General features: G+C 54.7%; 20 protein-coding genes and 2 rRNA genes. 11 read left to right on the forward strand and 11 right to left on the reverse strand.

Annotated elements, in window-relative coordinates:
* The first annotated feature begins 166 nt into the window (after positions 1–166).
* The 3 genes from BM395_RS17955 (at position 167) to BM395_RS17970 (ending at position 2,611) form a co-directional block, all read left to right on the forward strand.
* Entirely contained in the window at positions 167–775 is a 609-nt protein-coding gene (locus tag BM395_RS17955; RefSeq protein ID WP_170860621.1) for a hypothetical protein, read from the forward strand.
* A gap of 190 nt (positions 776–965) precedes the next feature.
* Positions 966–1,490: a hypothetical protein gene (locus tag BM395_RS17960; RefSeq protein ID WP_090514435.1), complete on the forward strand. Its 525-nt coding sequence runs from the start codon at positions 966–968 to the stop codon at positions 1,488–1,490.
* Between the two features lie 377 nt (positions 1,491–1,867).
* On the forward strand, positions 1,868–2,611 hold the full coding sequence (locus tag BM395_RS17970) for a hypothetical protein (RefSeq protein WP_090514441.1): 744 nt from the start codon (positions 1,868–1,870) through the stop codon (positions 2,609–2,611).
* Positions 2,612–2,663: 52 nt separating this feature from the next.
* Here the strand turns inward: BM395_RS17970 and BM395_RS17975 are convergent, their stop codons facing one another.
* From BM395_RS17975 to BM395_RS23410, 5 genes are all read right to left on the reverse strand, one after another.
* A complete protein-coding gene (locus tag BM395_RS17975) occupies positions 2,664–3,023 on the reverse strand; it encodes a hypothetical protein (RefSeq protein ID WP_141124109.1) in 360 nt (119 codons plus the stop codon).
* 141 nt (positions 3,024–3,164) lie between these two features.
* The gene (locus tag BM395_RS17980; protein ID WP_090514445.1) at positions 3,165–3,773 is read right to left on the reverse strand and encodes a hypothetical protein; all 609 of its coding nucleotides are present in this window, start codon (positions 3,771–3,773) and stop codon (positions 3,165–3,167) included.
* Positions 3,770–4,081 (reverse strand): hypothetical protein, encoded by a 312-nt coding sequence (locus BM395_RS17985; RefSeq protein ID WP_090514448.1) that lies wholly within the window; start codon positions 4,079–4,081, stop codon positions 3,770–3,772. The genes BM395_RS17980 and BM395_RS17985 overlap by 4 nt, the downstream gene beginning before the upstream one ends.
* A 3-nt stretch (positions 4,082–4,084) precedes the next feature.
* Positions 4,085–4,291: a hypothetical protein gene (locus BM395_RS23200; RefSeq protein WP_141124110.1), complete on the reverse strand. Its 207-nt coding sequence runs from the start codon at positions 4,289–4,291 to the stop codon at positions 4,085–4,087.
* A gap of 33 nt (positions 4,292–4,324) precedes the next feature.
* Positions 4,325–5,791, reverse strand: coding sequence for a hypothetical protein (locus tag BM395_RS23410; protein WP_170860622.1), 1,467 nt, complete (start codon positions 5,789–5,791; stop codon positions 4,325–4,327).
* A gap of 602 nt (positions 5,792–6,393) precedes the next feature.
* Between BM395_RS23410 and BM395_RS18000 the strand changes: the two genes are divergently transcribed.
* The 7 genes from BM395_RS18000 to BM395_RS18030 all read left to right on the forward strand — a co-directional run bounded on the left by BM395_RS18000 (position 6,394) and on the right by BM395_RS18030 (position 12,941).
* Positions 6,394–7,581 (forward strand): alpha/beta hydrolase, encoded by a 1,188-nt coding sequence (locus BM395_RS18000; RefSeq protein WP_090514454.1) that lies wholly within the window; start codon positions 6,394–6,396, stop codon positions 7,579–7,581.
* 309 nt (positions 7,582–7,890) lie between these two features.
* Complete coding sequence (locus BM395_RS18005; RefSeq protein WP_090514457.1) at positions 7,891–8,301, forward strand: type IV pilin protein; 411 nt, start codon at positions 7,891–7,893, stop codon at positions 8,299–8,301.
* The gene (locus tag BM395_RS18010) at positions 8,295–8,777 is read left to right on the forward strand and encodes a pilus assembly FimT family protein (protein ID WP_090514460.1); all 483 of its coding nucleotides are present in this window, start codon (positions 8,295–8,297) and stop codon (positions 8,775–8,777) included. The genes BM395_RS18005 and BM395_RS18010 overlap by 7 nt, the downstream gene beginning before the upstream one ends.
* On the forward strand, positions 8,752–9,174 hold the full coding sequence (locus BM395_RS18015) for a type II secretion system protein (RefSeq protein WP_141124111.1): 423 nt from the start codon (positions 8,752–8,754) through the stop codon (positions 9,172–9,174). The genes BM395_RS18010 and BM395_RS18015 overlap by 26 nt, the downstream gene beginning before the upstream one ends.
* A gap of 1 nt (position 9,175) precedes the next feature.
* Complete coding sequence (locus BM395_RS18020; protein WP_090514466.1) at positions 9,176–9,862, forward strand: PilW family protein; 687 nt, start codon at positions 9,176–9,178, stop codon at positions 9,860–9,862.
* Positions 9,859–11,931: a translocation/assembly module TamB domain-containing protein gene (locus tag BM395_RS18025; protein ID WP_090514469.1), complete on the forward strand. Its 2,073-nt coding sequence runs from the start codon at positions 9,859–9,861 to the stop codon at positions 11,929–11,931. The genes BM395_RS18020 and BM395_RS18025 overlap by 4 nt, the downstream gene beginning before the upstream one ends.
* 86 nt (positions 11,932–12,017) lie before the next feature.
* Positions 12,018–12,941: a LysR family transcriptional regulator gene (locus BM395_RS18030; protein WP_090514472.1), complete on the forward strand. Its 924-nt coding sequence runs from the start codon at positions 12,018–12,020 to the stop codon at positions 12,939–12,941.
* Here the strand turns inward: BM395_RS18030 and BM395_RS18035 are convergent.
* The 4 genes from BM395_RS18035 to BM395_RS18050 form a co-directional block, all read right to left on the reverse strand.
* Positions 12,886–13,884 (reverse strand): CobW family GTP-binding protein, encoded by a 999-nt coding sequence (locus tag BM395_RS18035; RefSeq protein WP_090514475.1) that lies wholly within the window; start codon positions 13,882–13,884, stop codon positions 12,886–12,888. The genes BM395_RS18030 and BM395_RS18035 overlap by 56 nt on opposite strands.
* The gene (locus tag BM395_RS18040; protein WP_069902214.1) at positions 13,871–15,499 is read right to left on the reverse strand and encodes an amidohydrolase; all 1,629 of its coding nucleotides are present in this window, start codon (positions 15,497–15,499) and stop codon (positions 13,871–13,873) included. Before BM395_RS18040 ends, BM395_RS18035 begins: the two co-directional genes overlap by 14 nt.
* Positions 15,496–16,977 (reverse strand): sodium/glutamate symporter, encoded by a 1,482-nt coding sequence (locus BM395_RS18045; protein ID WP_244529008.1) that lies wholly within the window; start codon positions 16,975–16,977, stop codon positions 15,496–15,498. The genes BM395_RS18040 and BM395_RS18045 overlap by 4 nt, the downstream gene beginning before the upstream one ends.
* A gap of 410 nt (positions 16,978–17,387) precedes the next feature.
* A complete protein-coding gene (locus BM395_RS18050; RefSeq protein ID WP_244529009.1) occupies positions 17,388–18,998 on the reverse strand; it encodes a L,D-transpeptidase family protein in 1,611 nt (536 codons plus the stop codon).
* A gap of 122 nt (positions 18,999–19,120) precedes the next feature.
* Between BM395_RS18050 and BM395_RS18055 the strand changes: the two genes are divergently transcribed.
* The gene (locus tag BM395_RS18055) at positions 19,121–19,843 is read left to right on the forward strand and encodes a murein L,D-transpeptidase catalytic domain family protein (protein ID WP_090514481.1); all 723 of its coding nucleotides are present in this window, start codon (positions 19,121–19,123) and stop codon (positions 19,841–19,843) included.
* 881 nt (positions 19,844–20,724) lie between these two features.
* Here the strand turns inward: BM395_RS18055 and rrf are convergent.
* A 5S ribosomal RNA gene (gene rrf, locus BM395_RS18060) occupies positions 20,725–20,840 on the reverse strand.
* A 124-nt stretch (positions 20,841–20,964) separates the two neighbouring features.
* A 23S ribosomal RNA gene (locus BM395_RS18065) occupies positions 20,965–21,070 on the reverse strand; the annotation flags it as partial.

Genomic DNA, 21,070 nt, shown 5'->3' on the forward strand with positions numbered 1-21,070 from the left:
CTATTGCATTGCTGGTGCTGAGTTGCGACAGCGGTATGACCACACGCCAATGTCTATTGGAAAACCATAGTGGGCACGCCAAATGGAAACGATGTGATCACTCATAGAAACACCTCTACGCGCGCGCGTATTGCACCCGAAACGAACACACACCGGAGCGCATCCAATGACACACAGATTTATAAGGACGCTACTTCGCATCGTGGAGAAGCCCAGCACCAGCAAGCGCGACACACTGACCATCGCCCGTCGTTTGTTGCGCGTCACCTGCCAGCACCGCCGCGAAATACTGGACGAACGCCACGCCATGCGACGACAGGCACGCCAGCTGCGCCAGTTCCTACCGTTCACCAAACAACAAGTGGCCGCGATGGATAACCAAGCGCGGGAACATAAAGCAGACCTATTGAAGAGCGCCAGCATGACGATGACGGCATATGGTGGCTGGCTGTTGCGCGACCCCGAAGGCATTGCAACCGCGCTAGGCTTCGATCAACTGGCCGACCACCTGAGTATCAACCCGGTACATCGAGAGCAGGCACGGCGCGAAGGTGGCGAGACATTAGAAGGGCTGGTGTTTATCGCACGCATGGAGGACAGCGCGACCAGCTTCGGTGATGAATGGGGCAATGGAGGCCCGCTGTTTGAGGCGTGCCATGCAACTATGGTGGACTTTATCCGTGCCTGCCCTGAGCACCTGCTACCTGACCCGTTCGCGCCGGGTGAGGTGTTCGGGCCTAAGTTGCCGCCAAAGCTGTGCATCGTCAGCGAGTAGGATCATTGCCCGCGGCACGGAATGCGACGTATATAAAAACGTGGCGCAGGCAATCCAAGCACTCGCCGGGACTATGCTTAAATTGGTGCGCGTACGCTATGCCATCACTTAAACGGAATTACTTTAGAGACGAAAATATACGCTGTGTGGTATCAAAGTAGCATTGCCCGACGCTTTCCATGGAGGCCACGTGAAGGCTGCAGACGACCACTTCCAGCTCTACGAAAAAATTTACTTTTTTGAAGCAGAACGTAAAGAAAAGCTGATTGTTCGGCTTAACCTCCCCCTTGCAATGCTAGTGGCTTTGCTCAGTTTCCTATCTTACCTTTTAGGTAAAGCTCCACCGTCATCTGAAACGACGGGATTATTTTTTTGGGTTCTCTATCTATATTCCTGCATGTGCGTCGCCATGGGTATTTGGCATTTTGCAAAAGCTTGGCGGTTGCGCGTAAACGACTTATCAATACCGACCTTATTTAAGTTAGAAGAACACCGAAAAAAGCTAATCTCCTATTACGGTGACGGCGGAGAAGAAACTGCCAATAGTCTTTTTATCCAGACGATTGCTGACTACTACGTAATGGGGGGGACAACCAATTCAGAAAACAACGACCGCCGCGTGGAAGAGCTTGATCATTTATCTAAATTCGTCATTTGGGCTATTGTTTTCTCTATTCTTTCATTTATCCCATTTTTCCTTTTCAATCATCCGTGAGAATATCGAATGACCGACACAGATGCGCCACCACCACCGCCACCAATGCGCAACGTCAAAGGCGAGGTGCCATTGCCGACGCGAGATACGCCGCCCTCCCGCCAAATACCTCAACGACCAGCATTACCACGGCAGTCCTGACCGCTATAGAATGGCTGTTATAATCAGGGTTCAATCTCGCTAGAAGGGGCCGCTCTCTGCGGCCAAGGAAGGCATGCGAGTATGGGAGAATGCTAAAGCATTGAGCTATGACGAGCATGATATCTCCATTGTGAATAAGAAAATCATCACAAGCATATGGCGCTTTGCCATAGAAGTAGGTAATCTCGCGCGCCAATCAACGCTCTTCGCACATGCTGATCAAGGAACGATGCTGAATGACCACAACAATCTACGACAGAGCAATGGCGATGATCACCTGCGATTCGCGCTGGTCTATTCCTGATGACCGCTTTGGCGTTCTGTATGTGGATGAGGCAGAGTTCTCGAAAGTAGAAATTGCCGGCGGCCATACATTTGTATTTGCTGGCAAGTCAAATGTGATCCATGCTTGGAAAGTCTTTCTGCAAGCGAGGGATCGTGGTATTGCTATGGCTGAGCCTACGATGGACGGAATCTCAGCTCTTGTTGCTGAGCTCAGAACTGGCGCACTGAAATTTTACTATGGACAGGATATTGTGCTTCCTGGCCAAGACGATCCATATACGGTCTTCGCCGGTACTGGATCTAATCATGCGGCGCGCTGCTGGGAGTCTAACAAGTGCCCAAAACTAGCCGTCACTTCAGCCATGAAATTCGACGTATGCACGGGCGGCGAAGTTCGATATGTTGAACTAAAGTCTGGCAAGCACAACCTAACAACCTGCAAAGGCGCTAATTCGCTAAATCAGGCTTTTCTAAATAAAGGAATGGTTATGTTCAATCGCAACGAGACCGAAAAAGGCCCTGTACCGTTCAAGGATGCAGCCGATATCGACCCGAGCGTAGCCGAGTGGTACAAGCAAGCGGCAAGCGGCTCAATTCTCGATAATATCCAGGCACCATGTGATGCCATGTTCAGCAAGCCGAGCGCCGAAGAGCGTGGGCGCATGAGCGAAGTGCTGAAGGATATTTTCGGCTGACCCTTACCGTAGTGAGAAAAGCCCCGCCAATGCGGGGCTTTTACATTTCTGCTTAGTGGTGACCTTCGCGCTTTGAGCCGCACATGTTGCACACGCTGTAATCACCATGCTTGCCAGAGCGATGAGACATTGTTCCCGCACAGTTCATGCAGCCTCCATCAAGAGCGCCAGTTTCCCAGCGATACAGCTGCCAAGCACGCCAAAGAAACCACACCACCCCACCCACACAAGCGGCCAACAATGGCCAGCGCGCCATATCCCATATGCCGCGTGCAATATTCGCAACCATTTTGCTTTCTGAATTTGCGCCGCTGCTCAGCGCCCACATTGCGACCATCACCCCAAAAATTACAATTACCGGTCCTGCGAAAAGCTGTATCGATCGCTCGATAGCCGTGATGTTTATATCCACTCAATTCCCCTTAATTACAGTGATATGAACTGGCCATCATCATAGCTATCAGTCCCGAAGATACAAACCAGCACCAGCGACAAGGTAGATAAAGCCGCCTCAGTGAGACCATTATGGCGCACCCAGAATACAACTCGCCCACTAGCCGGGGGCGCCCTCAAGTAACCGCTTGAGCCTAGATTCGTAGGTCTCTTCATTCGATTGTTCATCAAGGTTGTAGGCTTGGCGCTCCAGCGCAATGAGCGTCTTGAGCGTGTCCGACATTTCTTTCATTACTTTCGACCGCCCGGGAAGCGCAATTACCTTGTGATATAGGTCATTGAGTTTGTCCTGTCCGTTGTCGTCAGGGCTGGCCAGCAACTCGCCTAGCTGGGCGAATAACTCACGCCCTTCGGTCATACCCTCCAATTCCGCAAGCAACGCAGTGGCCAACCGCCGAGAGCGTGCAATATCAGTTCTGTGGCTCATTCGCACATCGGCGATTACAGTGGCGCCGTTCTCGATTAACTGCTTCTCAGTTTCCAGGCTTATGGTGGAACACCTTGTGGAACACTCCCGCTTGGAAACAATCGTCTCGGCTCTGGCCAACACCCTCGCCTTGAGGTCTCTATCCCACCCTTCACGCTTTGCACGCCGGTTAATGTTGGTGTGACTGGTGCCGTGAGCCTTGGCAATCTCCCGCACCGACAACAGGCCAACACGGTATTGGTGCTCGATCTTTTCCCAGTCCACTGGGTTATCGAAGCTCATGCGGCCACCTCCAACTTATTGATCGCCTTTTGTATGCACAGATCCATGTGATTAACCTGTACTTCGAGATCCACCATGTTACGCATGGCGCACGATATATCCCGCAACGCCTCTGCATGTTCAGGCAGTTTATCCACTGAGGTGAGTCTCGACGCCCCGGCACCGTAGCAATCGTCCAGCGTTTCAGACAGTTGGCGCATGAGGATGCTGAGCACAGAAAACGCCCGTTCAAGTTCCAGCTTATGGCGCTGCGACACTTCGCTGAGTTGGGTTAGCATTTCTCGTTTCATTGCATTGGTGGTAGTCATGGCCTATCTCCCGCGCTCGCTTGCTGTGGTGCGTCGCAGTTCCGGTTTTAATGCCTCACTCCAAGGCCAGCCACGATAACGGCGCTGGCGCACTGTGGCCCACTTCAAACCCATATCGTCGGCCCACTCACGGGCTGAGCGTGTGACTTCGGCGGTCATCGTCACGTTTGTAGTTTTAGAGCAGAACGGCTCATCTTTGATCAAGTGCATGGTTGACTCCCCTCGTAACAGCTAGCGTTGGTGTTAACCGTCTACAGATACCCCTTGTTTTGCGAGTAGGTCTTTAACTTCCTTAACGCTCATGCCGTTAGCCTTGGCGGTCTGCTCCACCTCGCTTGCGCTAACCGTCGTTCGCCCGCCAGTGCCGGCACCGGCCCCATCAACGTACTGCTGGGTAACGGTATCAAATACCTTGGAGGCGTCTTTCCCGCCAAAGTCGTTTGTGCCGCCCGCGACGGTGATGTATCGCTTGCTGTCATTGCCGGTCAGCGTGCGATAGGCGTTCTCGTAAGCTGCTCGCTCGGTGCCTGCTAGCGCTGGATCTGCCAGGCGAGCACGGATTGCCTCAAGGCGCTGCGCCGATTGCAGGTTGAGCGCACCCTGCTGTAGCGACTGGCCGGATACATCGCGCTGCAATGCTTCCGTTAGTAATCGGCTTTGCTGATCTTGGATGCCTTGCTGCGCCTGCTGGTTTGCTAGGTCGGTATTTGCTTGGCGGTTTTCGAGTCGGGTGTTTGCTATCTCTGCAATAGTGGGTGCTCTTGAACTGTCACGCACAACGGTCACGCGCCCACCACCCTCACCTACTTCGCCGCGACGCGACGCCTGAATCATCTTTTCGCGCTCAGCAAGTGCGCGCTCATTGCGGTCATAGGCCAATTTGGAGTCGCCCTGGCTGGCTTGCGAGAACACACCAATGCCATCGCCAATGCGCGAACCTTTGAAATCACCGGAAGCCCCAGCCACATCGCCAGCGGCATTACTGAACTCAGACGCACCACCAGCGCCAATGCGCGCAACGATATTTCCCGCGCCAGTCTGGCTGAACGTACCGGGTGATTGGTTCGCCTTTACTAGATCATGAGTGGGACCTGGGAGAATCTGATTCGTTGCGGACGCGCTTTGCTGAATAGCCGGCACCACTTGTGCCTGCCGCACTCCGAGCGCATTACGGACAAGTGACTGACCACCCGATACTGCATCACTTGCGAGACCTCCAACCTTGGAATAGCCATCGTCGCGAAATGCGCCAACCGTGTCTGAAAAGTAGTTTTCACCACCCGGTAGTGTCTCTGGATTTCCACCCGCCAGACTTGCAAGACCAGACCGACCAGCATCCAGCGCCTTAGCTGGTAACGTACCGAGCGTACCCGCCGCCGACTGAAGAGCGCCCGTCTGTAACCGCTTGAGGTTCTCTAGCGCTCCTATTGCAATTGCTCCACCTATAGGGCCGGGCTGCTCCGACGTATCGACTGCCCCACGCGGGCCAACCACAGGCTGTCTAGCCGCAGCCTGCATTTGAGCTGCGCGTGCTGGATTGTCGCCGCTGACACTTTGTTGTGAGGGCTGAGCCAACTGCTGAGTGCTACCTGAGATTGAAGCCGAGGGCGTTAGCGCCCTTAGCAAAGAATTTGCACCGCCTACAGCGGCATGCTTTTTAGCTTGACGAATATCGCCATTATTTGTGAGGTAAGGATTTTGGACGGTCATGGTGTTACTCCGTAGGTAGGTTCCATACGAAGCACGCTATGTCACTGTCGAGGATGCGCAAGCCCAATAAAACGGTTATTTCACGGTTACATAATTGACTAGGCACTCGGTTTAATTGGGAGAAATTTTTGAAGGCAATCGGGGTGAAATCCCCTCCAGCAGCCGGCACCGTGTATGCCAGCATGTATGCCAACAACTAACAAAAAACATAAAATCCTTTAAATACAATATCTTGAATAACAGGTTAGAGGCTCGCCTGGGCCATATTAAAAGGCTCGGTTGAATACCGGGCCTTTTTATTGCGTGCTCGTTATTGAGTCACGGTGCCATCTCCGGCTCAGTAGCAATAGAGTATTGCTTGGTTCAACTGTGCCGCCCTCCGAAGACTCTCAGTTCCTGCTCGGCTATGCTTGGTTTAGATGTCGAAATAACAATGGCAGCCGCAATTCCACACAAACAATTTAATCGTGCGCGGCGGCTCCTGCCTTTTTCTTGTGCGGTGGTACTTATTTTGCGTTTATCCACATGCTGGTCCATGCTGGTCCCTGCTGTCCCTGAGTTGGCTCTTGGCAGGCTGCAGCAGCCCAACACCGCTTTCGTTGATGAGCACGCCGGTTATTTATCTGGACGGTGCCATAGATCCATTCGCGCATTTGCAGGACAGTGCCCGGCAGCCACCGATAGACGTTTTCTTTGCCACCAACCGCTCCCCAGATGGGGAAGACAGTTACGGTAATGAGGTCGCTGACAGCCTCTACGTAGGCCAGGCCGTTGTGCGCCTGGGGTCGGACCAGAACTCATGGGACGAACTTTATCTGGCCTCGCGAACAGATAGGCGTGCCAGCGACATCCCGCTGCAACTCAAGGAGGTAGTAACGCAGGGGGAAATGGCGTTGGACGCGCCGCCGCCAGCGCCACTGCCTCCCGCATTGCAGGCCTATGCCGATGCAATCAATCAGGAGTTGGAAAAAGCGCAGGACAAGGAAATCATCGTTTACGTGCACGGCACCAAAGTCGATTTTGCCAATGCCTGCGAACTGATCGCAGAGGTGGATCACTTTGCCGGCAGGGATTTCGTCGGCCTTGCGTTTTCGTGGCCGAGCCATCAGAACATTGCCAGTTACTTGCTGGGCATTGATGTAGACCGGGCAAGGCAGTCGAGCACGGCCTTGGCACGGTTGATTCAGTTCTTGGGAATTCACACTACCGCTGAACGCATCAATCTGATCGGCTACAGCGCTGGGGGCCGCGTGCTCTCAAAGGCGCTTTATGAGCTGCAGCAAGACTATCCGGGCCTGGACCACGCCCAACTGCAAACTCGTTTTCGCATCGGCGCCACTGTGTTTGCCGCTGCCGACGTGCCAGAAGAAACCTTCGAAGAGCGCCTGCCCAGCGTCAGCCTGATGGCCGAGCAGGTGCTGATCACCACCAGCGACAATGACGATGCACTGCGTTACGCCCACTGGCTGATGCCGGGTGGTGTGCGTGTGGGTACAGAAAGCGCGAGCCAGCCACTCTACAACTTCACTCACAGCCACCATCTGAGCAACGTCAACGTGCTGGACTTGTCCTACGACCACCAGCGCCGTGGCTTCGACATCAGCGGCCACCACTATTGGTATCGGCACGCCTGGGCGAGCAGTGACGTGATTTTGCTGATGCGCACCGATATGCCACCGGCGCGGCGCGGACTATCAGCCACCAGCCATCCCGCTGTCTGGTACATGAGCAGCGATTATCCAAGCAGCGTGCGCGATGCCACCCGCCGCGAACTAGATGGCCAGTGGTGACCTCTTAATCACACATATGCGCCGTGCGTGCACAGCAACGGAGATCATCCTGCGCCTGTAGCAACGCGCACACCCAATACCCTGCAACGCAGGATCGAGTGAAACTGAGCATTCGACAGCATGACAGGGAGGCTTAACGTCCTTGTGCGACGATCCATAAAGCTCGGTCGTACGAAGTACGATCAACACCTCTCCCGCCTCTCACTTCACACCCAATTGACGCCTGTATTTTGGCGTTTCCTTGAAATTTCCGCGCTTTTTGTGTAATGTGAACTGCTTCACATTTTTCTGCATGGAGGGTATTCACGCGTGAAAAGACTTACGCGGAATGGCTTCACCCTGCTTGAACTCGTTATCAGCATTGCAATCATCGGAATCCTGGCAGCTATCGCGCTTCCTGCGTATGACTCCTACATCACCAAGAGCAAGGCTAACGCCGCTCAATCCGATCTTGCCGCCCTGGCCTTGAATTTCGAAAACGCCTTTCAACGCCAATTGGCCTACCCGGTGGCTACAACAACCAGCACCGCACAAACCAAAGCGTTGTTCACAGGATGGGCGCCAGCTCAGAGTGATTTCACTTACACAAGCGAGTCGACAACCACGACCTATACGCTGACCGCCACAGGCAAGTCAGGCAATCTCAGTAGTTGTGTGATGTCACTCGACAATCAAAATGTTCGCACGGTCAGCGGCTGCCCCGGAGTGACGTCATGGTAAAAGCACGCGGCTTTACCTTGGTCGAGCTGATGGTGACGGTTACTGTCATGTCGGTCATTCTGCTCGCCGCTGTGCCACTCACAATGGGCTGGAGCAGCAGCGCACGCCAGCTTGAAACCGCCAATCTACTCAAACAGGGCGTGTCACGGGCTAAAGCAACGGCCCTCAGAAATCCGGGTGGTGTCGGCCTTGAAAGCCCCGCCGCAGCACTGTGCCTGAGCAACGACACGCTCTCGCTGGTCCGCCAGGACAAGGCCGGCACATTCAGCTGCTCACCCAGCAACAGCTCGTACTCAATCTGGTCGGCGAAAGTTCCTGAAGGTGTTGCTGTGCAAGTTGGCGGGGCGGATTTCCAATGCCTGGCCATGGATAACCGCGGCCTTGCGGTCAATCAGTCTGGCTGTGCTACGGCGGCAGCCAATTCCATCACGGTCTCTACGGGAGGTCAGGATGCTATCGAGGTCCCGATCATTTAAGGCAGCTCGCCATATCCCACAATCACGCCAACGCGGTGATGTTTTACTTGAAGCCCTGATTGGCACCTTGCTGATGGGCATCGTGGGATTAGGCTTGGTCTACTCCGCCAGCAAAGTCGAAGTCAGCCACAGCCAAGCGAATGCCGGCAATTTGGCAATCAGCCAAATGCGCAGCCTGCTTCAGCGTTACGGGCCTTCCTTGTGCGACGTTGAAGCCAGTAAGGCAGTTGTCCTGCTACCGCCAAATGAAACCAACGTGGCGCTGGATGTGCAGTGCTCAAACACCACGGTCACCGTACAAGGTGTCGCCATCGCCAATCCGCCCAAGGCGGTGGTTTTGGCCACCCCACCGAGCGCCAACAACTACTTCGGTGGTGTGTTGAAGGTAGGCGAATAACATGCGTCGCTCAGCAGGTTTTACCCTGATAAGCATGATGGTCGGGCTGCTGATCTCATCCATCGCGATTTTAGGGATGATGTCGCTGTATAAAACCCTGGTCCACAATGCTGCCGACTCCATTGTGCGCTCCACGCTGGATGGCCAGGTTTCGTCGGCATTGCTGACAGCCCAGATGGAGCTGCAAGGTGCTGGCTTTGCGATTCCAGGCGCAACTGCCAATAACGACTTGGTGATTCTGGCCAACGCTTCTCTTGCTGCTGACGGCAATTTGAACGGCAACAAACTGACCATCACCAGTGCCAGCCCCGGCTCCGAGGGCAACGCCATTATCTGGGGCGCTGACATCTCCGGCGCGGGTTACCGATGCTCTGGTCTGCTCGCCCAAAATGGCGGCCTGACCTTGCTCCAGCCAACCCCATGCAGCGCTGCCAACGCCTATTCAGGCGCCGCATGGAATGGCGTTCAACTGATCGCTGAAAACACGCTCAATGACGAGCAAGCCGTTGCCATAAGTGCCGCGCTTGCCACTTGTTGGCCGTATGGCAAAAGCACCAGCGCCAGTGCAGTTCTGGTTTCTCTGAGCGCCGGAACCAGCACCTTTGCTGACTCCGCCGAAACCAAGCACGCACGCCAGATTGCCGATATTTGCTTACCCGGAATTTCACAGTCTCAGGTTGTTAAATGAACAGTTTTTCGCGTGATCACTCAAGCCTGAAACGTCAGCGCGGCGTGGCGACTATTTTGCTGATGCTGCTGACCGGGCTGGCGCTGACCGTGGTTGTGGCCAGCGTGATGTACAGCGTTCGCGGCGCACAGGACAAAACTCTCGCCGTGCATGCCTCGACGCAAGCTCAGCAACGCGCGTGGGGCGGCGTTGAATATATCCGCAGTTATTTGGCAGGGCTGGATGGCGAAACACTGGCAACACTCGGCGGTGAGCTGGCCATTACTGGCGTCGACAATCTGCAGGCCGAGATTGCCGGCCCGGTAATCGAAAACGCCGGTGCATACCAGATCCCCGTGTCTATCACCGGAATCGCTGCCAGCGGCAGCGCGGCGCAGACCACATCGACGTTAGTGGTGACCTTCGAAGTAGAACCTGGCAGCTCAGGCTCTCAAGCGCTGCTGGGTGACATCAATATCTACAGCGACCTGAATGTAAGCGGCAACATCACCGTTAAAGGTGGCGAAAACGTTGTCATGAATGTCGACGGCGAGGTGAACCTGAGTGGTTCGGTCAGCGGCGTACAGACTATCCAGGCCACCGGCGATATCAATATAAGCTCCGGCATCAGCGTTGAGCGTATCCATTCAAATGGCAATGTCACCTTGTCAGGCTCAGCCAATGTCGACGTGATTACGGCCATGGGCGATGTCACGCTGAGCGGCGGAACCAAGGCGGGAACCATTCGCGCCAACGGTGATGTACTGCTTTCCGGTGGCAGCAGTTCAGCTACGTCCATAGAGAGCCAAGGCAATGTCACACTCTCTGGCGGCAGCGCCCGCGCCGACACGGTATTGGCCGAAGGCTATGTGAGCTGGACCAGCTCGGCGAGTGCCAGTGAGATCAAAAGCAACTCTTGGGTGCAATACAACGGCGGCCCAAATGCGGCGATCTACGCGCTGGATAATGTCACGATGACCGGCGCCGGCGCTAGCAGCGTCACCTCACAAGGTAATGTCTCAATCACCTACGGCACGCTCTCACGGGTGGATGCCAGCGGCAGCCTGACGTCGACTGGCGGCAATGTCAGCGCAGGCACCATCGGCGGTAGCAAAAGCTGCCCAAGCTGGAATAACTGCCCTGGGGTGAAAGTCGTCAGCGGCCATACCGCTGAAATATCACCAATCACAGTAACTGCGGTGACCGAGTACAGCTCTGAGCAGCCGACTGTGGATGCATACGCACTTAAATCACAGGCCAATCTGATTTTTGAAATCAACCAGGACGGCCTTCGCACAGTCACGGTGAAAAACTATAACGGTATCGCGCCCGGTACCTACTTTCTCGGCGATTATAAGAACGGAGGTTACAAGGATTACCTGTGCACTGAAGTCACCGCGGGCAAAAACAACACCGCAACCTGCACTGAGCCGGCAACGCCCTACAAGACTATCTGCAAGGGATACTCAACCTACAACGGCTGCGTTTCGTACAGTTCAAAGGACAGCAAATGGACCTTGGCCGGCGTCGGCTTCGCGCCTGGTGTGCTGTGGTTTGAAGGCAGCCTGGCTGTAACCAACGGCACCTATTTCAATACCATAGTCGCTACCGGGAACATCAATACTTCGGGCTCCACCACGCTATATGCCGTGAACTATGCCGGACAAAGCCCCATCTGCAACAACCAGTTCGAAGGCACGACTATTAGCAGTCTGTTTGCTGATTACTCTCCGCAAGCATTCTGCAGCAACGGGGTATTTACCAGTCAGCCGATTGGTAATGTGGCGCTCATGGCAGGCAGCTACAGCGGCAGTGATTACGTCGGCGGAGATATCAATCTGGGCGCATCCAACGATGTCTACGGCAGCGTCGTTGCCGGCAACCTGTTAACCACCGGGGGCAGCACCAAAGTGCATGGCAGCGTCACAGTCGCCGCCTTGCGCACACCCGGCAGTACAGTGTGGTCTGGCAGCACCCTTCTGGACTTCACCAACCTGCCCGAAGGTTACGACCCCGATCAGATGCCGTGTACAGATGACTGCGAAGCGAGCGAGAGCACGGTTAAATATCTCTGGGGGCGTTATGACTGACGCCTGATAGGCAAGCTCAACTAGAGCACACGGCGTTACCTGTATAAGATCAGTCGAATCAGCCTGATGCCTTCAAGGTATTACTCATGCGCATTGATCTACGCCACTTAAGGGCCTTTGAGGCCGTTGCCGAAGAGCTGCATTTTCGTCGCGCAGCTGAACGACTGAATCTTGCGCAACCTGCACTGAGCAGAACCATCCAGCAGCTTGAAGATACAGTGGGCGAGGTGTTGTTGTTGCGCAGCAATCGCCGGGTTGAGCTTACTGAAGCCGGACGAGTTTTCCTGGCGGGCAGCAGGACAATCTTCGAACAACTCGCGAACACGGTGGAGCAGGCACGCAAGGCCGGCGCCGGGCAAATCGGGCAACTGCGTATCGGTTATACCGACTTTGCCGTATCGGGAAAGCTCCCCTCAATCCTCGACGGCTTTCATCGCCGTCATCCCGAGATCAAGGCCGAGCTTATCTTCGGCTCAACTCAACACCAACTCGAACACTTGAAAGAAGGCGCGATTGAGTTTGCCTTCATCACTGGCCCCTTGTCTGAGCCAAACATTGATAGTTTGGAGGTACAAAGCGATAGCTTTGTGGCCGCACTCTCTGAGCGTCATCCACTTGCCGACCGATCGCAAATCGCCCTTTCCGAGCTAGCTAAAGAGCCTTTTATTTTAGGCGGCATGAGCCATTGGTCATTCTATCGGCGCCACCTCGATGCACTTTGCATCAAGGCTGGATTCTTGCCACAAGTCGCCCAAGAAGCATTCAACAGCGAGGGTATATTTGGCTTTGTGGCAGCCAATATAGGCGTCACCATCCACCTCGAAACAGCCAGTAACTACAACCGCAAAGGCGTCGTACTGATTCCGCTGCAGGATGTGGATACCCGAATAAGTACCCTAGCGGCGTGGATTAATACCGATATCACGCCGGTTCAGGAAAAATTCATTGAGTATCTCAGGCAGTATTCTGCAGCCGCGCAGCTGAACGTGCCCCTGCTTGCTGGGAGCTAGCCAGATGAGACTGCTGCTCGCCAGGGGGCAGGGCTCCATCAAATTGCGCCAAAGCCGAGGCCAGCGCCTCGAAACGCGTGCCCTTGATACCAATACAAACCAACTGATTCGCTGCGGGCGCACGCCGCGCAGGCAGCCAACAAGCAACGCCGCCGCTGAGCTGGAATACCTGCAACACAGGTCGGTCAGTCCTCTTCAGAATGCCCTTGGCACGCATTACGACATCAGCGTATTCAGCCAGTAATTGCTCGAGCCGATCGCCATCAATTGCGTTGCTGTAACTGAGGCTCACTGAGTCCCATAGCCCCCCGGCCTGCTGAGTGTTTGCCACCGACAAAAGTGGTCTGGCAGGCGCTGACGGTATCTCTCGGTCGTTGATATGCGATTCAGAGCCGTTAAACGTGGCGTGCGGATTAATGCGTTTGAGTACACTGAAAACCTGCCCATATTCAGCCGACTGCGCTGGCGGCATACGATTAACCAGCAGCTGATCGGCCCCAACAACCTGCGCCTTCCACACATCCCCAGTGTAACGATTATTGGCATGGCGAGTGACCTGGCTGGCATCCACCAGACAGACCACTGAGGCCAAGCGCAAATGACGAGACACCCGGGCGATATCGGCAATACGTGCCGGCTCAGCAACTCCACTTGCCTCCACGTAGATAGCCGCGGGGCGCGGCTGAAAACGCACGGCCTGTGCCAGTTGCTCGGCAAGTGTTCCGCCCAGCGTGCAACAGATGCAGCCATTGCCTAACTGCAAAATGCGTTCATCACGATACTCGATCAACTCGGCATCAATGTTAATACTGCCGAAATCGTTCACCACAATAAGGCTGTCGCGGGGCAAACCCTCGCGGATCAGGTTATTCAGATACGTGGTTTTACCGGCCCCGAGGAAGCCGGTTATCACGGTAAAGGGAACCGGCTCAGGTGTCTGCATTAACCTTGCCTCCAAGCACTGTGGCGAGTACACGAATGTTACGCAGCTGCGCTGGGTCTATCGCCAGCGGATCTTGTTCAAGCACCACCATGTCGGCGAATTTGCCAACCTCCAAACTGCCAACCTTATGGTCGAGGCGTAAGGTATAGGCAGCGCCCAGCGTTATCATTTCAAGCGCCTCGGCAACGCTGACCCGCTCCTGCTCGCCAAGCACTGCGCCTGATGCACTTTCGCGCATTACTGCGCACCACGCGGTGAATAACGGCCCTAGCGGGGTAACGGGGGCATCACTGTGTACGGCAGTAGGAATACCCAGGCGACGGGCTGAGGCTAATGGTTCAAGCCTGCGGCTGCGCTCAAAGCCAAGCGTGCGTTGGCGGTGAATGTCTCCCCAGTAATACAAGTGGTTAGCAAACATGTTCAGGCACAAACCGAGTTTGGCCGTACGTCGCAACTGCGCGTGATCAATCACCTGACAGTGCTGCAGCGTGTGCCGGTGATCGGCACGCGGCCACATATCCACAGCCGCCTCGAGCGCATCCAGCATCAACTCAACGGCTTCATCGCCATTGGTATGAATATGCAGCTGCATACCAGCCTGATGATAAACCTGCACCATCTTCTGCAGCGCTTCCGGGGGCGCGTTCCATATGCCATTGGGGTGACCATCGTGATAGTAGGGCCACTTCATGCGCGCGGTGTAACCCTGAATGGAGCCATCGGTCATCATTTTCACCAAGCCGAAATGTAGCTTGTCGTGATTCAACTCGATGCAGTTGCTGAGCCTTTCAACACCCTGTTCCGGAGTCCACGCCAGTGCACTCATCGCCGGCACCAAGCGCACCGGAAAATCATCAGCAGAGGTCACTTCCTGCAACGCCGCGATACCTTCATCGGTCAGCGGGTTATACAGATCCGTGATTGTCGTGACACCGGCATTTCGTGCGACCTTGCCATAACGATGCAAGGTGCTGGGTGCAGACACGGCTTCGAACAAGTTGACGCCCAGGGTTTCAAACACGGCGTGCATTGCTGCCATTTCTTGCAGCTCGCCATTGGGTACACCCGCAGCGTCGAGCATGATGCCTTCGACACCCGCATGTTGATGCAGGCTGGACAGCTCAAGCATCTGTGTATTCACCGACATCACATGCAAACTGGCATGCATGACCACTACCGGACGATCACTCACCGCCGCATCAAGCACCCGCCGATCGAGCCGCTCACCTTCGAAGTACACCGGGTCAAAACCCCACGCAATAAGAGGCTCGCCAGCAGGCAACTCAGCAGCGCCCTCACGTAACCGTTGCTGCATGGCTGCAATGCTATTGGCACCCGACCACTTCACGCCCTCAGGATCGACCCGGTCAAAATAGCCAAGATACAGATAACTCCAGATGGCCCCCTCAAGCGCATGGCTATGACCCTCAACAAAGCCCGGCAAAATTATGTTTTCAGCAAAGCGTTGATCCAGGGTGTACTCACCTAACTCACTCATTGACTCCAACGGGCCAACGCTCAGAACCCGACCATCGCGCACTGCAATATGCGTGGCTTCAGGCTGGGACGGATTCATCGTCAAAATGCGTTTGGCAGCAAAGACCGTGATACTCATGACAGGGACTCCTTAACCCGTAGTGATGGTGTGATAGCTGCAGCCGAGCGGCGCATCATTAGCAGAGGAATGCCCGCAAGGAAGACCAGCGCCGTACCGCCGAAGACCAGCATGTACATCGAGCCACCTAAAGAGGGCACCAAAGGCGCGAAGAAAAACAGGATGTGGAAATTGGTAAAGACGATGGCCAGATTGAAAAACGCCAGTTCCTTGGGCACAGAAGTGCTGAAGTCAGCATCCATCATGCGCAGCAGCAGCAAACCGGTCCCGGTTGAACCACAGCAGCAGCCAAATGCGGTCAGAGCACGCTCTCGACCGAGAGCACCACTGAGCCGGCCCAGCAGCAAGCAACCAATAAGAGTGGCAATGGTCACCACCACCGTGACAAGCACGATTGGCGTCAACAGCTCATAAAGCACGGCGAACTGAATGCTCATCAGCGTTCCGACTACCATAAAGTCGACCGAGGAGCCGGTGATCCGCTTGAGCGTTTCATCATCCACCCGATGCGATAAACCCAGACGGTCGATAACCATGCGCATCAATACGCAGACCCCGAGGCCGTGCACAAAGAACATATTGAAGCTAAACAGCACGGAAAGATTGATGCCGCCGAACGCTATTCCCTCGACCTGAGTCTGGATAAAGCTCAGCCAAACGTAGGTGATCAGGTACGCAATCCCCAGCAGACCAATGTGGTAACCAAGCGAGTCGAGATTGGCAGGGTGCGAAACCATTGTCCCGCATGTCGGGGCCGGCTCGTCTTTATAGAAGCCCGACTTGAAATCTTCACCGATATTTGAAGCCTTGTTGGCATTAAGGCCGCTGCGAATGAATTTTTTTGCCACCGGCACGCCGATCAGGAATGCCACCAAGAAGCCAAGAGATGCGTAGATCATGCCCACCTGAGCAGCATTCTCAATGCCATACTGCTGCTCCCAGATGCCGCCGTACGTCAGCGCCTGACCTGGCCCTTGGGTAAAGCCATGCGTAACAATCGCCCCTAGCCACGCGCTGACATCAGAGCCGGTCATAGCATCGTAGCTAACAATGACCAAGTAGCCGATCACGCCCTGCAGGCCAAGACTGATGGTCCAGATGAATGTCAGCCATAGCCCGCCACGCACAACACTGCCACCAGAAAGCGAGCCATTCTTGCTCTTACCCGTGAGGCAAAGCGACATGAAACTGAGCGTGAAAAAGTGAAAGGTCAGCGCCTGAAAGTCATCGGCCGTAAAGCCTGGGATCAAGCCCAGCGATAACAAGATGAAACCAAGCAAACCACCAATGATGCTCGCTGGAGCCAGAGAGCTGCGGAACAAAGCAATACGATTGCGCAAGATACTGCCTAGCAGCAGCATGCTGGCGAGCAAGGCAAACGCCATTACTCCATGGAATGTACTTTCCATTTTTAGTCCTCTACATATGCTTATTTTTTGAATGGCAGATAGACGTTTTTTGCAAATTGTTGAACGCAAGTCTTGGAGCAATTGTTGTTATACAGACCACGTGTTTGAGCGAGCGCAATGGTGACCTTTAAGGTCTCCACGCACATCACTGCACACAGGACAATGCAACGTTAGAACGTTGAATATGATCTGTATAATATCAATTTGGTAATTAATGATGCCTTACAGGTATCGTAGGATGTTGCTTGATCTGGGCAAAAATCACAGACAAACACCTCTTGTCGCCACCGAGCAACGGCAACGCAGGTCTGGATGTTCGCGGATGTTGGGAGTGAAACTACAGCGCCGGCTTGCTCAGATTTCCAGCCAAAACTGCCAGCACAGGATTTTGTAGGGACGGCTGCAAGCGCAGCAGAGTTCGCAAAGACTCAACCAGGTAACTTGTATTCCCGATTGATGCTTTGCGTCCAGCCGGGAGATTATCGGCCCGCTAAATTCGGCTTCTGGCTCGTTAGCTGAGCACGCACCAAAGCGGGGTCGTTGCCGTACATATCCGGCAAGTAGCGCAACACACCATCATCGCCGACTTCTGCTGTCCAATAGGCGATTACCAGCGGCAACGACTCAGGCAAGCGATACTGGCTGGTTCGGCCCTTGGCAATTCGCGCTTGAACCGTATCGTAGTGATCGCTATCGAGAATTTTGCTGAGCAAGGTCTGGATAGACTCGACTCGTACGCATCCGGAACTGAAAACGCGTGGAGATTTATTGAAAAGGCTCTGGCTGGGGGTGTCGTGAAGATACACAGCGAATGGATTGTCGAAACGCAGCACCACGCGCCCTAATGGATTGTTGACCCCGGCTTCCTGGCGCAACATTACTCCGCCCGGCGAAGACCAGTCGATGCTGTAGGGATCAAGCCGATTACCCTGCCGGTCGTAAACATTCATCTGATGGCGGGCGAGGTAGCCGATGTCATTACGAATCGCTGGCAGCTTGTCCTCTCGCCAGATCGTCGGAGGCACCGTCCATGTGGGGTTGAGTGTCAGGCGGTTGATGCGCGAAACCAGCAGCGGTGTCTTGCGCGACTCACGCCCAACCTGAGTACGGCTGCGCCACACTTCGCTGCCATCCTGCATGATCATTACTTCAGCACCGGCCACGTTGATGGCGACGACCGCATGCTCGAGGTCATATGCCAGCCAGCGCAGACGCTCAAGGTTGATGCGTAACTGGTCGCGCCGGGTCAGTGCCGAAATGTTCAGCTCATTGATACTCGCCGGGCCCAGTACACCATCATCCTGCAAGCCGTGACGGCTTTGAAAAATCTGCAGTGCAGAAACAGTACCGGGATCAAATTGATTTGCCGTTTCGGCCAGTTCGCCGGTGGTGTAACCCTCGGCATTCAACCGCTCGCGCAACGCCGGCACGCGCGGGTCAAAAGCACCCGGACGCAGCAGCGGCCCGCCGGGAATTGGCTGCCATTGCGCCAATGGCTGAGTGCGCTGCGCCGCATAGGCAACGCGCAAGCGCTGATATTGTTCAAGCTTGGGCCGTGCGGCGCTGAACGCATGTTCCGGCTGCTCGGTGTTGGCTAAAGCTATCGGCAGTATTGTGACCTCTGCCGCGGGCCTCATGTTGACCTCTGGCGCGCGCCATAACGGCTCGAGTTGCCGGCTGTATAAGCGCCCGTAGCGTAAATCCTGCAAAGCACGAAGATAGGCATGACTGGTGAGTAAGTCCGCGCAGTCACGCAGGTTGACGCTCGCGTTCAGCGGAACGCTCGGCAACGGATAATCGGTAGGTTGCAGGCCGTCATCGGCAAGCTGGTTGATCTGCTGCTGTAATGCCTGCGTACTGGCCTCATTCGACCACGCTGGCTGCCCCTGCCGGCGTTCATAGAACATTGTGAGCAGGTTTATTGCAGATTCGTCTAAGCTCTTAGGCAAAGGGGCGCAGCTAGAAGCTAGCGTCTGGATCATGGGCCGCAAATCAGCGCCGTCTATCGGCGGAAGCGTCACAGCATGACTGACCAATGGCAAGGGCATCAGCGCCACAATCAGGTAAAGTGTGCGTTTTTTGATCAACATGCGCTCCATCCTTAGCCGTACGAATCAATCTCGGCAGAGACCGAGTTAATAAGTATAAGCGAGTCATCAGAAGATGAAGGACAGGATGTCCGGGAGTAAATGCGTTTAGAGGTAAATGGTCTATGGTTGTATGGCTGAGTCGGCTCTGTTTGGCAGGGCTGCTGGTATTTTGCGGGCCGCTGTTAGCGGCAAATACTAATAAGAACCAGGCAACACTGGTTAATTCACTGGTCAAAGCTGCCCCCGGTATAAACCGTGAAGCAGTCAGACACGCCATTGCAGCCATGCAATGCGCAGTGAATAACGGTGCAGACCCGGCGCGGCGTCTGGCCGTAATCGATTTTTCCAAACCCTCGGCGGCTAAACGCCTGTGGATTTTCGATCTCAACAAAAACAGATTGCTGCTCAACGACTACGTGGCTCACGGCCGTTTGTCGGGTGAAGGCACGGCAAGCACCTTCTCCAATCGAGTGGGCAGCTATCAGAGCAGCCTCGGCCTGTTCCGCACAGCTGAAAGCTATAAAGGCAAACACGGGCTTTCGCTGCGCATGGACGGCCTCGAACCGGGCCTTAATGACTCTGCACGTGAGCGAGCCATCGTGATCCATGGTGCCAGCTATGTAGACCCAGCTTTGGTACGCAGCCAGGGCCGTATTGGCCGTAGCCTCGGTTGCCCGGCGGTACGCCCTGAGGTGGCGCGCATGGTCGTTGATCAACTCCAAGGCGGGCAGTTTCTCTTTGCCTGGCACCCGAGTGAGAGTTGGGCCAAAAACTCCGCCTATTTCAATTGCAAGCCACGCCAAGTGGCGAATATCCTCGCCCGCCAATTAGCTGCTCGAAGCTAATATCTCTATGCGTACATGGCCGTGTTGATTACGCTTCAAACCGGCCATGTCGTCCTGATTATTCGCCGCCGCTGATAGCTCTGCTACGCACCTGTGGATAACCTCCCCTATTCCTTCTCACGTCAGTACTTACTGCATTTCGAATGCCGCACTGCTGGTCAGCTGATACGTGATTTTCACGCAGACATTATTGCTGGAGTCCTCTGGCTTCTAAAGAAAGCTGCAAGCTGCAGCCAGCGCTACACCCTCCACGAACCTCCCCATCCGATATCTCGAGCTATTTCGCCTGGCTTATCCTCCAGTCGCGGCGTCCTGTCAGTAGCCTATCCAGAGTACGCTCCTCGCTTATCAGCTGTGGTGAGCGGATAGTGACGCTGTTAATACCGACCAGTGCCTGACGTAAAACATCGCTCATGTGCCGGGCTACTGCATGCGGTTGCTTGGAGAATTGAGATGGCGAACTGAAGCTCATCTAGGTGTTGAATGCTGAACACTGTGTGATGGCCCAGAGGCTTACGGTGTGAATGAAGGGCGGCACCAATTACTGAGCGATTATGACTGCCGAGTAGTTATCCACAAGTCACTAAATACGAGAATCGCCGACTTCGCTGTACCAGCGCCTTGGGCGCTTCTCTGTCCGCCAGACAGAGCAACGTAGCAGTTTGAGGTTTATCTACAGGTCGTGCTTGCTGCGCAATCAAGCAACATCAGGCCCATTGTGGGACTGCGCTGTTTAGCACCGCGCAGCGGGGCTAAACAGCTTGCGGTAGTGGTGGCGCCGTTTAGCTGCCTGCTGCCCGCTGCTTCCGAACACCCGGCCTTTTCCAGCGCACAAAGTAAAACCCCAGACCGTTTACACGATCTGGGGTTTCGATATAGGCGCTTGACGATGACCTACTCTCACATGGGGAAACCCCACACTACCATCGGCGATGAATCGTTTCACTTCTGAGTTCGGGATGGGATCAGGTGGTTCCAATTCTCTATGGTCGTCAAGCAATTTGGTTGAAGCCTCGTCAGTGACGCTGCTTCGAATCGGGTATGTGATGCTTTGTAGTTTCGCAAACTTTCGGTTTTTCTACTTCCAGAGACACACAAACATCAAATTGTTTGGGTGTTATATGGTCAAGCCTCACGGGCAATTAGTATGGGTTAGCTCAACGCCTCACAGCGCTTACACACCCCACCTATCAACGTCGTAGTCTTCGACGGCCCTTTAGGGAACTC

Source organism: Pseudomonas marincola (genome assembly GCF_900116605.1).
GTDB classification, from domain to species: domain Bacteria; phylum Pseudomonadota; class Gammaproteobacteria; order Pseudomonadales; family Pseudomonadaceae; genus Aquipseudomonas; species Aquipseudomonas marincola.